This is a genomic window from Variovorax sp. GW823-FHT04F07 (assembly GCF_058795995.1).
Genome location: NZ_JBXAIG010000011.1, coordinates 96,589 through 110,922, shown reverse-complemented (window position 1 = coordinate 110,922; position 14,334 = coordinate 96,589). Strand labels below are relative to the sequence as shown.

The window sequence follows — 14,334 nt, the reverse complement described above, 5'->3', positions numbered from 1 at the left end:
AAAAACGCGTGCTCAATGGGTTGTGGCTGGGGTTCTTCGGGATGGCGGCGCTCGCAGCGCTGGGACGGTGGCTCGTCGGCGGCGACCCGACCGTGTTCGCGGCGCTGGTCGAAAGCCTGTTCGCGATGGCGCGGCTGGCCGTCGAGGTGATGGTGCTGCTGTTCGGCACGCTCACGCTGTGGCTGGGCTTCCTGCGCATCGCGGAAACCGCCGGCCTCGTCGGCTGGCTGGCGCGCCTGCTCGGGCCGCTGTTCCGGCGCCTGATGCCGGGCGTGCCGGCGGGGCATCCGGCGCTCGGGCTCATCACGATGAACTTCGCGGCCAATGCGCTGGGGCTGGACAACGCCGCCACGCCGATCGGCCTGAAGGCCATGCGCGAGCTGCAGCGCCTGAACCCCGACCCCGTGACGGCCACCAACGCGCAGATCCTGTTCCTGGTGCTCAACGCCTCGTCACTGACCTTGCTTCCCGTCACCATCTTCATGTACCGGGCGCAGCAGGGCGCGAGCGACCCGACGCTGGTGTTCCTGCCCATCCTGCTGGCCACGAGCGCCTCGACGCTGGTGGGCCTGCTGTCGGTGGCGGTGGTGCAGCGCCTGCGGCTGTGGGACCCGGTGGTGCTGGCCTACCTGGTGCCCGGCGCGCTGCTGCTGGGCGGCTTCATGGCGCTCTTGGGCACGCTGTCGGCGGCGGCCATCGCCTCGCTGTCGTCGCTGCTGGGCAACCTCACGCTGTTCGGCGTGATCATCGTGTTCCTGGCGGCCGGCGCGATCCGGCGCGTCAAGGTCTACGAGGCCTTTGTCGAAGGCGCGAAGGAAGGCTTCGACATCGCGAAGCACCTGCTCCCCTACCTCGTCGCGATGCTGTGCGCGGTGGGCGTGCTGCGCGCCTCGGGCGCGCTCGACTTCGCGCTCGACGGCCTGCGCTGGCTGGTGCAGGCGGGCGGCTGGGACGCGCGCTTTGTCGACGCCATGCCCACGGCGCTCGTCAAGCCCTTCTCGGGCAGCGCGGCCCGCGCGATGCTCATCGAGACCATGAAGACCCAGGGCGTCGACAGCTTCCCCGCGCTGGTGGCCGCCACCATCCAGGGCAGCACCGAGACCACGTTCTACGTGCTGGCGGTGTACTTCGGCGCGGTGGGCATCCAGCGCGCGCGGCACACCGTGGCCTGTGCCTTGCTGGCGGAGCTGGCGGGGGTGGTGGCTGCCATTGCGGTCTGCTACTGGTTCTTCGGGTAGGTCGGGGTCATTCAGGGCGAGCACCAGCAGCGCGTCCCGTGCCCAGGACACTGGGTGCTTCCCGCAGCGAAATCAAGGAGGAGGGGCGAAGCCCCGGGGGACATTCGCGGAGGGAAGTACCCGGTGGCCTGGGCACGTGCCCTGAAAAATTACTTCCGAGGTTCGACCACCGGAAACATCAGGTCGAAGTTGTCGAGCATCCCGAACAGCTCGCCCAGCTTCGCCCGGTTGCCGTCGATCTTCACGAGCCCCGACTGCACCGCTTCCGGAAAGGTCGTCTGCTTCAAGGTGATCGCGTCGAGCGTCGCCCGGCTCAATGTGACCGTGGTGTCCGCGCCGGCCGCCTGCTGGTTCTTCACGTGCGTGAGCGCCGAGTTCTCCAGCGTCAGCACGAACTTCTGGTTCGAATCGGTGAAGTTCCAGTTGACCACCATCGTCTTGCCCTCGGCCTTGGCCGCATCGAGCCGCACGCCGAGGAAGTCGAAGAAGAGCTCGTTGCTCACCGCCTTCAGCGTGTCGCCGTTCGCGCTGCTGCCGCCCGGAATCTTCGGCACGCCGTTGCGCAGCTCCATCGCGCCCACCAGGTAGGCGCTGCGCCAGGTGCCCGCCTCCGACTGGTAGCCCAGCTGCTCGAGCGCGTCGGCGCCGAGTTCGCGTGCCGCGCGGTTGGCCGGGTCGGCGTACACCACCTGGCTCATCGCGCTGGCCACCCAGCGGTACTCGCCCTTCTTGAAGTCTTCGCGGGCGCGCGCCACCACCGCGTCGGCGCCGCCCATGTACTCGACCGTCTTCTTCGCCTGCGCCACCGGCGGCAGCGGATTCAGGTTGGCCGGGTTGGCGTCGTACCAGCCCAGGTACTTCTGGTAGACCGCCTTCGCGTTGTGGCGCAGCGTGCCGTAGTAGCCGCGCGTGGACCACTCCTGCTCCAGGCTCGCGGGCATGCGCAGCGTCTCGGCGATCTCGGGCGCCGTGTAGCCGTGGTTCAGCAGGCGCAGCGACTGGTCGTTGATGAACTTGTACATGTCGCGCTGCTTCTTCAGCAGGTCGACGATGCGTTCGCGCCCCGTGGTGGGCCAGTGGTGCTGCGCGATGAGCACGTCGGTCTTGTCGCCGAAGGCCACGCGCGCCTCGTCGATGTACTTGGCCCACAGGTTGCCGTCGCGCACCTCGGCGCCGCGGATCGTGTACAGGTTGTGCATGTTGTGCGTCACGTCCTCGGCCATGTTGAGCACACGGAACTGCGGCAGGTACATGAGCATCTCGGACGGCGCCTCCGAGCCCGGCACCAGCTGGAACACGATCTGCACGCCGTCGATGGTGCGCTCCTCGGTGGTCTTCTCGATGGTCGAGGTGGGCGCGATCAGCGTCACGCTGCCGCGCGCCAGCGCCTTGCCCAGGCCGGTGTCGACCTGCCCGCGCGCGCCCGGCGGCAGCAACGTGCCGAACTGGTACTGCGAGCGCCGGTTCATGGCGTTGCCCGCCAGGATGTTCTCGGCCACCGCCGACTCCATGAAGCCCGAAGGCGCGATCACCTGCACCTTGCCCGCGGCCACGTCGGCCTCGCTGACCACGCCCTTCACGCCGCCGAAATGGTCGGCGTGGCCGTGCGTGTAGATCACCGTGCCGACCGGCTTCTTCGGGCGGTGCTGGTAGTACAGCTCCAGCGCGGCGCGCGCGGTCTCGGCGGCCAGCAGCGGGTCGATCACGATCAGCGAGGTGTCGCCTTCGACGATGGTGACGTTCGCCAGGTCGAAGCCGCGCACCTGGTAGACGCGGTCGGTCACCTTGAACAGGCCGTGAATCGCATTGAGCTGCGCCTGCCGCCACAGGCTCGGGTTGACCGTGTCGGCCGCCTCGTTCGCCTTCAGGAAGTCGTAGGGCTTCATGTTCCAGACCGGGCGCGGGCCGCTGCCGCTCACCAGTGCGTCGGGCACCGTGCCGATGAAGCCGCGCATCGCGTCCTCGAAGTCCTGTTTGTTCGCAAAGGGCAGCGCCTTCGCCATGTCGGCGTTGGCCTTCAGCGTGACGGGCTCGGCCGCCTTGGGCGCGACCACCGGCTGCGCGGTGGCGGTGAAGGCACAGGCCCAGGCGACAAGGGCCAGGGAGAAGCGGGCAGGCGCGAAAGAAGCGGCAGAAGCAATGCGGGTCATCGATGTCTCGGGGTTGGGTCTGTCGGACGACGGAAGCACGGAAGGCAGCGGCCGATTTTCGGAAGCGCCCAACCCCTTGGCAAATGCAAAATGTGCGCTTGCTTTTGAACCGAAACGCAAAATGCAGCTGCGCCACCTCCAGCACCTGATCGCCCTCGCCGAGCAAGGCAGCTTCGGGCGTGCCGCGCAGGCCGTGCACCTGTCGCAGCCCGCGCTCTCGCGCAGCATCGACGCGCTGGAACAGGCGCTGAAGGCCCGCCTCATCGACCGCGCCTACGGCACCGTGCGCTTCACGCAGGCCGGCGAGCTGGTGCTGGCGCGGGCCCGCGAGCTGGTCGCCGACGCGCGGCAGATCCAGCGCGAGGTGCAGCAGCTCGAAGGCCTCACGCTCGGCAGCCTCAACGTCGGCCTGGGCCCGTTCGCGGCCGGGCTGCTGGGGCGCGCGGCGCTGTCGCTCATGACCCAGCGCCACCCGCAGCTGCTGATGCGCATGGAAGTGGCCGACACCCCCACCCTCAGCGAGCGCCTGCACCGGCGCCAGATCGACCTGTTCATCGCCGACACCCGCGACCTGAAGAAGCAGCCCGGCCTGAAGCTGGCGCGGCTGCCCAACGTGCCGGTGTCCTTCTTCGTGCGGCCCCGGCATCCGCTGCTCAGGCAGCCGGCGCCGGTCACGCTCGAGCAGCTCATGGACTACCCGGTGGCCGGCCCCAACCTGCCGGCCGAGGTGGCCGCGCATTTCGACCGGCAGATCCGCCGCACCGACCGCGGCGTGTTCAACGTGATCTGCGACGACGCCGACACGCTGCGGCACCTCGCGCTCACGGCCCACGCGGTGATCCTCGCGCCCCACGCGCCCGTCCTCACGCCCGAGACCGCCGCGCTCGCGCCGCTGCCGGTGGCGGGCCTGTCGCGCATGCGCACCCACTACAGCCTGGTGACGCTGGCGGGCCGCACGCCCTCGGCCGCCGCCACGGTCTATACCCGGCTGGTGACCGAGTTGCTCGGGCCGGTTCAGCAGCCCGCCAGAGCCTGAGCCAAAATGGCCCCTTCTCCGCCGTTCACCGCCTTGCCGTCCGTTCTCCCGTGACCACCTCCCGCCGGGCCCAGCCCCCCTCCTTCTCGCCCGGCGAATTCCGCAAGGCACTCGGCATGTTCGCCACCGGCGTGACCATCGTCACCGCGCGCGCGGCCGACGGCAGCCTGGTCGGCCTCACGGCCAACTCGTTCAACTCGGTGTCGCTGGCGCCGCCGCTGGTGCTGTGGAGCCTGGCGCGCGCGGCGGCGTCGATGTCGGCGCTGCGCGCCGGCTCGCACTACGCGGTCAACATCCTGGCCGCCAATCAGAAGACGCTGGCGGAGCGCTTCGCCACCAAGAACATCGACCGCTGGGCCGACGTGGCCTACACCGAAGGCCTGGGCGGCGCGCCGGTGCTGCAGGGCGCGGCGGCCAGCTTCGAGTGCTTCAACCGCAGCCGCTACGACGAAGGCGACCACGTGATCTTCGTGGGCGAGGTGGAGCGCTGCACGCACGACCCCGACGCCTCGCCGCTGCTGTTCCACGGCGGGCGCTTCTACACCGAGCACCCGTTGTGAAACGCCCCGCGCTGCTGGCCGTCCTGCTGCTCGCTGCGCGGATTGCCACGGCGCAGGGCACGCCCGAGCCGCCATCGCCGCTGCGGCAGAACTGGTTCGACGACCCCTTCTTCCAGGTCGCCGCGGGCCTGCCGGCCTGCCCCATGCCGCAGGGCCCCTACTACACCGCCGAGGAACGCCGCGCGCAAACCCATTCGCGGCTGGAGCGCGGCACCAGCTGCTGGCTCGCCGGCCAATGCACCGACAGCAACGCCTACCGCTACGACAAGCCGCTCGCGCCGAAGGTGCGCGCCGCGCTGCTCGCGGTGCCGGGCGTGCGCCGCAGCAGCGTGTGGGTCACGGTGCAGCGCCGCTGGGTCTACCTGCAGGGCTGCGTGCCCGACGCGGCGCTGGTCCGCAGGCTCGAACGCGCGGCGCGCACCGTGGCCGACGTCGAGACCGTGGTGCCCGACCTGATGGTGGGCACGCGCGGCAAGCCGCCCTACCCGCTGGCCGGGCACTGAGCGGCGCCGCACGGGTTCTTCGCCGGCGCGATACGATCATCGGATGAATTCCGCGGCCCGTGCCGCCACCGATTGACCGCGAATGATCCAGCGCAAGACCCACCTCGACTCCCTGGCCATCGGCCTGCTCATCGTCTGCTGCGCGTTCTGGGGCCTGCAGCAGATCCTCATCAAGACCACCGTGACCGAAGTGCCGCCGCTGTGGCAGGCCACGGTGCGCATGGTCGGCGCGGTGGCGCTGCTGTGGCTGTGGTGCGCGGTGCGGCGCGTGCCGCTGTTCGAGCGCGACGGCACGCTGTGGCCCGGGCTGCTGGCCGGCCTGCTGTTCGCGGGCGAGTTCGCCGGCATCTACCTGGGCCTGCAGCACACCAGCGCCTCGCGGCTCACGGTGTTCCTCTACACGGCCCCGTTCTGGGTCTCGCTGCTGCTGCCGCGCTGGGTGCCGGCCGAGCGGCTGCGCGGCTTCCAGTGGCTGGGCCTGTTCATCGCCTTCGCGGGCGTGGTGCTGGCCTTCAGCGAGGGCTTCGGCCACATGAGCTCGTCGCAGCTCATCGGCGACGGCATGGCACTGGCGGCCGGCATGCTCTGGGGCCTGACCACGCTCACGCTGCGCACCACGCGCCTGGCCACGGCCAGCGCCGAAAAAACGCTGTTCTACCAAGTCGCCGTGACAGCCGCCGTGTGCCCCCTGCTGTCGCTCGCGCTGGGCGAAACCTGGGGCTTCTCGTACTCGGCCTGGGCCTGGACTTCCATCGGCCTGCAGACGGTGGTCGGCGCCTTCGCCAGCTACCTCACCTGGATGTGGCTGCTGCGGCACTACCCGGCCACGCAGATGTCGTCCTTCACCTTTCTCACGCCGCTGTTCGCGCTGATCTTCGGCGTGGCGCTGCTGAAGGAGCCGCTCACGCTGCAGCTGGTGGTGGCACTGATCGGCGTGGCGCTGGGCATCGTGCTGGTGAACCGGCGGCCTGCGGTACAACGCCCGGCATGAGCAAGAAACTCCACCGGTTCCAGCCCGTCCTCGACGAGATCGTCGCCACCCTGCGCCTGCAGCTCGGCCAGGGCGGCACCGTGGCCAGCTACATCCCGGCGCTGGCGCGCGTCGATGCGCGGCAGTTCGGCATCGCGCTGCGCACCTGCGACGGCGAGGAAGCCGGCGCGGGCGACTTCGAGACGCCCTTCTCCATTCAAAGCGTGTCCAAGCTCTTCACGCTCACGCTCGCCATGCAGCGCATGGGCGACGCGCTGTGGGAGCGCATCGGGCGCGAGCCCTCGGGCAACCCCTTCAACTCGCTGGTGCAGCTGGAGAACGAGCAGGGCAAGCCGCGCAACCCCTTCATCAATGCCGGCGCCATCGCGGTGGCCGACCGGCTCGTGAGCCAGGCCAAGGCCAAGGGCGGCAGCGCCAAGGCCGACATCCTCGCGCTCATGACCAGCCTGTGCGGCGAGCGCATCGACTTCGACGGCGAGGTGGCGCAGTCGGAGGCCGACACGGGCTTTCGCAACGTCGCGCTGGCCAACTTCATGAAGAGCTTCGGCAAGATCGACAACGACGTGGCCGAGGTGCTCGACACCTACTTCCACCAGTGCGCGCTGCGCATGAGCTGCCGCCAGCTCGCGCGCGCCGCCGCCTTCCTGTGCCGCGACGGCGCGCACCCGATCCCCGGCGAGCCCGAGGTCACGGGCGAGCGGCAGACGCGCCGCATCAACTCGCTGATGCTCACCTGCGGCACCTACGATGCGGCCGGCGACGTGGCCTTTTCGATCGGCCTGCCCTGCAAGAGCGGCGTGGGCGGCGGCATCGTCGCGGTGGTGCCCGACCAGCTCACGCTGTGCGTGTGGTCGCCGGCGCTCGATGCGACCGGCAACTCGCTGCTGGGCATGAAGGCGCTGGAGCTGTTCGTGGCGCGCACCGGGCTGTCTGTGTTCTGACCTGCGGTCAGGCCGGCACAGCCACCGGCGCCCCGGGCAGGCAGCCCATGCCGTCGAGCGCGGCCTCCACGGCTTCTTCGAGCGGCGTGTGCGGCTCGCGGCCCAGGAAGGCCACCAGCTTCGCGTTGTCCATGCCCACGGGCGTGCGCCACAGGTAACGCATCTCGCGCAGTTCGCGAAAAGTGACGACGAAGGGCGAGGCCAGCGCCAGCAGCCACCAGGGAAAGGCCGACACGCGCACCTGGGCACCGGTGCGCCGGGCCACCACCTTGCGGATCGCGTCGCTCATGCGCGTGCCGTCGGCGTCCCAGTGGCCGGCCATGTGAAAGCGCGCGAAGGGCGCGAGCCGGTCGCGCCGCGCCAGCAGCTCGACCATGGTGCGGGCCACGTCCGGCAGGTACGACCACTGGTGGCCGACACCGGGGTCGCCGGGGCAGCTGACGGCCCGGACGGGTTGGCCCGCCTTCACCAGCCCCTGCGAGAACCAGTTGTTGCCGGCCTTCGGGCCGAAGAAGTCGCCGGCGCGCACGATCAGCACGCGCGCGCCCTCGCGGCTGGCTTCTTCGAGGCGCCTTTCCATCTCGACGCGGATCGCACCCTTGGCGGTGAGCGGGCGCTGCGGCGAGTCTTCGGCCAGCAGCGGGAAGGCATCGGGGCCGAAGTTGTAGACGGTGCCGGGCAGCACGACGGTCGCGCCCCCGGCCTTCGCGGCGGCCAGGGTGCTGTCGAGCATCGGCAGCACCAGCTCCGACCAGCCGCGATAACCCGGCGGGTTGACCGCATGCACGATGACCGCGCAGCCCTTCGCGGCCCGCCGCACAGCCTGCGCGTCCATCGCGTCGCCGGCCAGCCAGGTGATGCCCTCGCGCTTTCCTTCGACCGCGCCGCGCTTCAGGGCGCGCACCTCCCAGCCCGCATCGCACAGCTGGCGGGCCACCTCGCCGCCGATGCCGCCCGTGGCGCCGAGCACCAGAACCGTGTTGTCGTTGCGTGCCATGAAATGCTCCTGAACAGTGATCGATGGGCGAATTCTGGGCAGGATGGAGTTCGAATGGAATTGCCGAATATGCACCATCGGCCATACATTTCCGTATGACCTGGAACATCAGCTGGGAGCTGTACCGCTCCTTCCTCGGCGTGCTGCGCGAGGGTTCGCTCTCGGGCGCGGCGCGCGCGCTCGGCATCACGCAGCCCACCGTCGGGCGCCACGTGGCGGCGCTCGAAGAAGCACTGGGCGTGGTGCTCTTCACCCGCTCGCAGGTGGGCCTGCTGCCCACCGAGGTGGCGCTGGCGCTGCGCACGCACGCCGAGGCCATGGAAAGCACCGCCGCCTCGCTGCAGCGCGCGGCCAGCAGCCAGGGCGACGGCGTGCGCGGCGTGGTGCGGGTGTCGGTCAGCGAGGTGGTCGCGGTGGAGGTGCTGCCGCCCGTCGTGGCGCGGCTGCGCGAGGCGCACCCGGCGCTGAAGGTCGAGCTGGTGTCGACCAACCGCGTGCAGGACCTGCTGCGCCGCGAGGCCGACATCGCTGTGCGCATGGTGCGGCCCCGGCAGGCGCAGCTGGTGGCGCGCCGCATCGGCCACATCGAGCTGGGCTTCCATGCGCACACGAGCTACCTCGCGCGCCACGGCACGCCGCGCACGCCCGACGACCTGGCGGCGCACGCGCTCATCGGCTACGACCAGCCCTCGGCCTTCGTGCGCGAGGCGATCAAGTCGTTCAAGTCGGTCACGGGTTTCACGCGCAACGCCTTTGCGCTGCGCACCGACAGCGACCTCGCCCAGCTGGCCCTCATCCGCGCGGGCGCGGGCATCGGCGTGTGCCAGGTGGGCCTGGCAAAGCGCGACGCCGCGCTGGTGCGCCTGCTGCCGCGCGCGCTCTCGCTCAAGCTCGACACCTGGGTCACGATGCACGAAGACCTGCGCCACAGCCCGCGCTGCCGCGTGGCCTTCGATGCGCTGGTCGAGGGCTTGCAACAGTACGTTGGCGCAGCTTCCACGCCCGCGCCCCGGGCGACAATGCCCCGCGCAAGACCCAAAGCTTCTCCCTGAATGACGACGACGACCGATTCCCCCGACCACCTCCCCCTGCAGGAACCCCGCCTCTGGCGCGACGACCTCTGGACCGCCCGCATCATCAAGAACGAGGAAGACGACGGCTGGGCTGTCGAGATGACCCGCCACGGCGACCCCGAGCCCGCGCTCGTCGGCCCCTGGACCATGGGCCGCGACAAGAAGAACCCCAAGCCGCTGGACACCCCCGCCTTCCACACGCTGGTGAAGACCGCGGCCGAGGTGATCCGCCGCCACGAACAGCAGCTGCACGCCACGCTCAACAAGAGCGTGACGGTGACCGCGCGCAACGACCAACGCATCCGCGTGGCGCTGTCGATCGTGCCCGACGAAGACAACCCCTCGGCCACGCTCACGGCCTACGACGACGCCGACGACTCGGAACTGGCGAGCGTGAACGTGTCGCCCGCGTTCCGGCTCACGACGTCGAGCGCGACCGCGTGGATCGAGTCGGACTACGCACGCCCGCGCAGCTGATGTGTTCAGGCGCTGCGCGCGAATAGCACACGCGCCGCCCTTTCGCCAATTAGCGAAAGAGCGTATGTTCACGCCGGGGTGAGTTGAGAAGAATCCGCCCCAACGAGCAATCGTTCCCAGTCATACGACGCCCGCTGCCAGTGCTGCCAGCGAGGTGTCGGGCAATTAAGCCCGAATCGGTTTCACCACCGGTTCGGGCTTTTTTGTTTTTTCGGTCGCAACAACGCCTTTTTCAAACGGATGCGCGCCATCCGGTGGCGCAGCCTTGCCCGGAGAAAACGCACTGGCAGCACAGCGCTCGTTTGCAGGGGCCGCGCGGCGGGAGGAGACACCCCCAACGCGGTTTCGAAGGTCGGATGTTCCTGATGACTCGCACAAAACCAAAGCAAAGGAATTTGACATGACGAACGCTTTCAACCGCCGCCAGATCGTGAAGACGGGCGGCTCGATGATCGTGCTGGGCGCCGCCTCCGGCGTGGCCGGCCTGGCCCGCGCGCAGGACGGCGCCACCGTGAAGCTCGGCCTGCTGCACTCGCTCTCGGGCACCATCGCCATCGCCGAGGCCTCGCTGGTCGACGCCGAGAAGCTGGCCATCGAGGAGATCAACGCTGCGGGCGGCGTGATGGGCAAGAAGATCGAGGCCGTGGTCGAAGACGGCGCGAGCGAGAACTCGGTGTTCGCCGAGAAGGCCCGCAAGCTGCTGGAGCGCGACAAGGTGGCGGCCATCATCGGCTGCTACACCTCGGCCTCGCGCAAGGCGCTGCTGCCGGTGCTCAACCAGGCCAAGGGCCTGCTGTTCTACCCGACCTACTACGAAGGCCAGGAGCAGGACAAGCGCGTGTTCTACCCCTCGCAGGAAGCCACGCAGTCGGTGATCGCGGCGGTGGAATGGATGGCGCGCGAGAAGGGCAAGAACTTCTTCCTCGTCGGCTCCGACTACATCTACCCGCGCACCTGCAACAAGATCGCCAAGCCCGCTATCGCGAAGGCCGGCGGCAAGGTGCTCGGCGAGGAATACGCGCCGCTGGGCCACACCGAGTTCTCGTCGATCATCAACAAGATCAAGGCCGCCAAGCCCGACTGCATCTACAGCACGGTGGTGGGCGGCTCCAACGTGGCCTTCTACAAGCAGCTGCGCGCGGCGGGCCTGGACGGTGCCAAGCAGGTGCTGCTGTCGACCGTGGTGTCCGAGAACGAGATCGACGGCATCGGCCGCGACAACGCCGCCGGCTACTACGCCTGCATGGGCTACTTCCAGAGCATCAAGTCGCCGGCCAACGAGAAGTTCGTGAAGGCCTTCAAGGCGAAGTACGGGCAGGACCGCGTGATCGGCGACCCGATGGAGGTGGCCTACAACAGCGTCTACCTGTGGAAGCTGGCGGTGGAAAAGGCCAAGTCCTTCGACGTCGACAAGGTCACGGCCGCCGCCGCGGGCGTGGAGATCGAGGCGCCCGAGGGCACGGTGCGCGTGCACGCCACCAACCACCATGTGTGGAAGAAGGTGCGCGTGGGCCGCGCGCGGCCCGACGGGCAGTTCGACATCGTGTGGGAATCGCCGCAGCTGGTCGAGCCCAACCCCTTCCCGAAGGTCTGAACGCGATGAACTTCGACATCGCAGTGATGCAGGTGTTCAACGGCGTGAGCCTGTTCACCATCCTGCTGCTCATGGCCATCGGGCTGGCCATCGTGTTCGGCCTGATGGGCGTCATCAACATGGCGCACGGCGAGCTGATGGCGCTGGGCGCCTACATGACCTACCTGGCGGCGCGCTTCTTCGCACACTACGCACCGGGCTTCATGGACCTGTACCTGTTCGCCGCGATTCCGTTCGCGTTCGCCGTGACCTTCGCGTTCGGCTATGTGCTGGAGCGGGGCTTCATCCGCTTCTTCTACGACCGGCCGCTGGACACCCTGCTGGCCACGTGGGGCCTGAGCCTCATGCTGCAGCAGGCCTACCGCTCGATCTTCGGCGCGCAGGAAGTGAGCGTGCCGCTGGCCTCGTGGCTGGCGGGGGCGTGGGAGCCCACGGCGGGCATCCAGCTGCCGCTGAACCGCATCTTCATCGTCGGGCTCACGGCCCTCGTCGCGGTCGGCGTGTACCTGCTGCTGTACCGCACGCCGTGGGGGCTGAAGGTGCGCGCGGTGACGCAGAACCGCGCCATCGCCGGCGCGGTGGGCATCGACACGCACCGCGTCGATGCGATGACCTTCGCGCTGGGCTCGGGCCTGGCGGGCATCGCGGGCGCGGTGTTCACGATGATCGGCTCGACCAACCCCGGCACGGGCCAGCTGTACATCGTCGACTCGTTCATCGTGGTGGTGTTCGGCGGCGTGCAGAGCCTCATCGGCACCGCGCTCTCGGGCTTTGCCATCGCGCAGTCGCAGACCTGGCTCGAGTACCTCATGAGCGGTTCGATGGCCAAGGCCACGATCCTGCTGCTGGTGATCGCGGTGCTGTACTTCCGGCCGAACGGCCTGTTCGCCACGCGGTCGAGGAGCTGAGGCATGCACGGTCTTTCTCCTCAACGCAAGCGCGACATCGGCGCCCTGCTCGCGGTGCTGGTGCTGCTGGCGGTGGTGCTGCCGCTCACGCTCGACCCGTTCCGCCTGAACCTCGTGAGCAAGTACCTGGCCTTCGCGTTCGTCGCGGTCGGCGTGGTGCTCACCTGGGGCTACGGCGGCGTGCTGAGCCTGGGCCAGGGAATGTTCTTCGGGCTGGGCGGCTACATGATGGCCATGTTCCTCAAGCTCGAGGCCTCCGCGCCCGAGCTGCCGGACTTCATGGTGTGGAGCAGCGTCGAGCAGCTGCCCGCGTGGTGGCAGCCCTTCCACTCGCTGGGCTGGACGGTGGCGGGCATCCTCGTGATTCCTGCCGTGCTGGCCTACGTGTTCTCGTACGCGATCTTCAAGCGGCGCGTGAGCGGCGTGTACTTCGCGATCGTCACGCTGTCGCTGGCGCTCACGCTCACGGTGGTGGTGGTCGGCCAGCAGGGCGACACCGGCGGTGCCAACGGCATCACCGATTTCCGCACGCTGCTGGGCCGGGACATCGCGACCGACGAGGCCAAGCGCACGATGTACTTCGTCGAGGTGGCGGCCATTGCGCTCGTGATGATGGTGTCGCTCGCCATCGTGCGCAGCCGCTTCGGCAAGCTGCTGATCGCCATCCGCGACAAGGAAGACCGCGTGCGCTTCAGCGGCTACAACACGGCGCACATGAAGGCCTTCGTGTTCGCGGTGGCAGCCGTCTTGTCGGCCATCGGCGGTGCGTTCTACAGCCTGCAGGTGGGCCTGATCGCGCCGGGCGTGATCGGCGTCGTGGCCTCGGTCGAGATGGTGATCTACGCGGCGGTCGGCGGGCGGCTGTCGATTCCGGGCGCGGTGATCGGCGCGCTGCTCATCGGCTTCCTCAAGTCGTACCTGTCGGAGACCTTCCCCGAAGGCTGGCTGTACGTGCTGGGCGCGGTGTTCATCCTCGTGGTGTGGGTGATGCCGAACGGGCTCGCGGGCCTGGGCGAGAAGCTCATGCGCCGACGAGGTGCGGAGGTGGCGCCATGAACGCCACGATGACGATGCCCAACGGCGGGCTGCCGCAGGCCGCCTCGGCAGTGCCGCCGTCGAGCGAGCAGATCCTGCGCATCGAGGACCTCACCGTGTCCTTCGACGGCTTCAAGGCTGTCGACGGGCTGAGCCTCTCGGTCGAGCGCAACGAGCTGCGCGTGATCATCGGCCCGAACGGCGCCGGCAAGACCACGCTGCTCGACATGGTGTGCGGCAAGACCAAGCCCAGCGCAGGCCGCGTGCTGTTCAACGGCCAGGACCTCGGTCGCCTGAACGAGTACGAGATCGTGCGCGCCGGCGTGGGCCGCAAGTTCCAGACGCCTTCGGTCTACGAAGACCTCACGGTGCTGGAGAACTTCGAGATCTCGCTGCCGCGCATGCACGGCCTGCTGCAGTCGCTGACCTTTCGCCGCACGCCCGCCGTGCGTGCGCGCATCGACGCGATGGCCGAGCAGGTCTTCCTGGCCGATCGCCTGGGCCACCGCGCCGGGCAGCTCAGCCATGGGCAGAAGCAATGGCTCGAGATCGGGATGCTGCTGATGCAGGAGCCCGAGCTGCTGCTGCTCGACGAGCCCGTGGCCGGCATGAGCCCGCGCGAGCGCGAGCAGACCGGTGACCTGCTGCGGCGCATCTCGGCCGGCAAGTCGGTGGTCGTGATCGAGCACGACATGGACTTCGTCAAGCGCATCGCGCACCGCGTCACGGTGCTGCACCAGGGCAAGTTGCTGAGCGAAGGCACGGCGGCCGAGGTGCAGGCCGACCCGCGCGTGATCGACGTGTACCTCGGCCATTGAGAAAAGGAGATAT

Annotated in this window: 14 protein-coding genes; 12 read left to right on the top strand and 2 right to left on the bottom strand. The window is 69.1% G+C overall.

Annotation, left to right across the window (positions count from 1 at the left end; translation table 11 throughout):
- Positions 1 to 8 precede the first annotated feature (8 nt).
- On the top strand, positions 9 to 1,238 hold the full coding sequence (locus AC1RAA_RS30670; protein WP_062470462.1) for a nucleoside recognition domain-containing protein: 1,230 nt from the start codon (positions 9 to 11) through the stop codon (positions 1,236 to 1,238).
- A 149-nt stretch (positions 1,239 to 1,387) separates the two neighbouring features.
- On the opposite strand, the gene AC1RAA_RS30665 is transcribed toward AC1RAA_RS30670, so the two are convergent.
- Complete coding sequence (locus tag AC1RAA_RS30665; protein WP_492729882.1) at positions 1,388 to 3,388, bottom strand: alkyl/aryl-sulfatase; 2,001 nt, start codon at positions 3,386 to 3,388, stop codon at positions 1,388 to 1,390.
- A 121-nt stretch (positions 3,389 to 3,509) separates the two neighbouring features.
- Here AC1RAA_RS30665 and AC1RAA_RS30660 point away from each other — a divergent pair, with 121 nt between their 5' ends.
- From AC1RAA_RS30660 to AC1RAA_RS30640, 5 genes are all read left to right on the top strand, one after another.
- The gene (locus AC1RAA_RS30660; RefSeq protein ID WP_492729885.1) at positions 3,510 to 4,424 is read left to right on the top strand and encodes a LysR family transcriptional regulator; all 915 of its coding nucleotides are present in this window, start codon (positions 3,510 to 3,512) and stop codon (positions 4,422 to 4,424) included.
- A 50-nt stretch (positions 4,425 to 4,474) separates the two neighbouring features.
- A complete protein-coding gene (locus AC1RAA_RS30655) occupies positions 4,475 to 4,984 on the top strand; it encodes a flavin reductase family protein (protein ID WP_095948513.1) in 510 nt (169 codons plus the stop codon).
- Positions 4,981 to 5,487: a BON domain-containing protein gene (locus AC1RAA_RS30650; RefSeq protein ID WP_492729887.1), complete on the top strand. Its 507-nt coding sequence runs from the start codon at positions 4,981 to 4,983 to the stop codon at positions 5,485 to 5,487. The genes AC1RAA_RS30655 and AC1RAA_RS30650 overlap by 4 nt, the downstream gene beginning before the upstream one ends.
- Before the next feature lie 82 nt (positions 5,488 to 5,569).
- Complete coding sequence (locus AC1RAA_RS30645; protein ID WP_062470449.1) at positions 5,570 to 6,478, top strand: DMT family transporter; 909 nt, start codon at positions 5,570 to 5,572, stop codon at positions 6,476 to 6,478.
- Complete coding sequence (locus AC1RAA_RS30640) at positions 6,475 to 7,419, top strand: glutaminase (protein WP_492729889.1); 945 nt, start codon at positions 6,475 to 6,477, stop codon at positions 7,417 to 7,419. The genes AC1RAA_RS30645 and AC1RAA_RS30640 overlap by 4 nt, the downstream gene beginning before the upstream one ends.
- A 7-nt stretch (positions 7,420 to 7,426) precedes the next feature.
- On the opposite strand, the gene AC1RAA_RS30635 is transcribed toward AC1RAA_RS30640, so the two are convergent.
- The gene (locus AC1RAA_RS30635; RefSeq protein WP_492729891.1) at positions 7,427 to 8,416 is read right to left on the bottom strand and encodes an NAD-dependent epimerase/dehydratase family protein; all 990 of its coding nucleotides are present in this window, start codon (positions 8,414 to 8,416) and stop codon (positions 7,427 to 7,429) included.
- A 95-nt stretch (positions 8,417 to 8,511) separates the two neighbouring features.
- On the opposite strand from AC1RAA_RS30635, the gene AC1RAA_RS30630 reads away from it, so the two are divergent.
- From AC1RAA_RS30630 to urtD, 6 genes are all read left to right on the top strand, one after another.
- Positions 8,512 to 9,468, top strand: coding sequence for a LysR family transcriptional regulator (locus tag AC1RAA_RS30630; protein WP_492729893.1), 957 nt, complete (start codon positions 8,512 to 8,514; stop codon positions 9,466 to 9,468).
- On the top strand, positions 9,469 to 9,966 hold the full coding sequence (locus AC1RAA_RS30625) for a hypothetical protein (RefSeq protein WP_062470438.1): 498 nt from the start codon (positions 9,469 to 9,471) through the stop codon (positions 9,964 to 9,966). It abuts the gene before it with no gap.
- 400 nt (positions 9,967 to 10,366) lie between these two features.
- A complete protein-coding gene (gene urtA / locus AC1RAA_RS30620) occupies positions 10,367 to 11,560 on the top strand; it encodes an urea ABC transporter substrate-binding protein (protein WP_369630832.1) in 1,194 nt (397 codons plus the stop codon).
- A 5-nt stretch (positions 11,561 to 11,565) separates the two neighbouring features.
- Positions 11,566 to 12,468, top strand: a complete 903-nt coding sequence (gene urtB / locus AC1RAA_RS30615; RefSeq protein WP_062470432.1) for an urea ABC transporter permease subunit UrtB — start codon at positions 11,566 to 11,568, stop codon at positions 12,466 to 12,468.
- Positions 12,469 to 12,471: 3 nt separating this feature from the next.
- The gene (gene urtC / locus AC1RAA_RS30610) at positions 12,472 to 13,524 is read left to right on the top strand and encodes an urea ABC transporter permease subunit UrtC (RefSeq protein WP_492729896.1); all 1,053 of its coding nucleotides are present in this window, start codon (positions 12,472 to 12,474) and stop codon (positions 13,522 to 13,524) included.
- Between the two features lie 14 nt (positions 13,525 to 13,538).
- Positions 13,539 to 14,321: an urea ABC transporter ATP-binding protein UrtD gene (gene urtD / locus AC1RAA_RS30605; protein WP_070061447.1), complete on the top strand. Its 783-nt coding sequence runs from the start codon at positions 13,539 to 13,541 to the stop codon at positions 14,319 to 14,321.
- Positions 14,322 to 14,334 lie beyond the last annotated feature (13 nt).

Bases quoted from the DNA above. Each gene is read 5' to 3' on its own strand.
- AC1RAA_RS30665 (WP_492729882.1), bottom strand. From the start codon at position 3,388: ATGACCCGCATTGCTTCTGCCGCTTCTTTCGCGCCTGCCCGCTTCTCC.
- AC1RAA_RS30645 (WP_062470449.1), top strand. From the start codon at position 5,570: ATGATCCAGCGCAAGACCCACCTCGACTCCCTGGCCATCGGCCTGCTC.
- AC1RAA_RS30635 (WP_492729891.1), bottom strand. From the start codon at position 8,416: ATGGCACGCAACGACAACACGGTTCTGGTGCTCGGCGCCACGGGCGGC.
- AC1RAA_RS30660 (WP_492729885.1), top strand. From the start codon at position 3,510: ATGCAGCTGCGCCACCTCCAGCACCTGATCGCCCTCGCCGAGCAAGGC.
- urtC (WP_492729896.1), top strand. From the start codon at position 12,472: ATGCACGGTCTTTCTCCTCAACGCAAGCGCGACATCGGCGCCCTGCTC.
- urtA (WP_369630832.1), top strand. From the start codon at position 10,367: ATGACGAACGCTTTCAACCGCCGCCAGATCGTGAAGACGGGCGGCTCG.
- AC1RAA_RS30630 (WP_492729893.1), top strand. From the start codon at position 8,512: ATGACCTGGAACATCAGCTGGGAGCTGTACCGCTCCTTCCTCGGCGTG.
- AC1RAA_RS30625 (WP_062470438.1), top strand. From the start codon at position 9,469: ATGACGACGACGACCGATTCCCCCGACCACCTCCCCCTGCAGGAACCC.
- urtD (WP_070061447.1), top strand. From the start codon at position 13,539: ATGCCCAACGGCGGGCTGCCGCAGGCCGCCTCGGCAGTGCCGCCGTCG.
- urtB (WP_062470432.1), top strand. From the start codon at position 11,566: ATGAACTTCGACATCGCAGTGATGCAGGTGTTCAACGGCGTGAGCCTG.
- AC1RAA_RS30640 (WP_492729889.1), top strand. From the start codon at position 6,475: ATGAGCAAGAAACTCCACCGGTTCCAGCCCGTCCTCGACGAGATCGTC.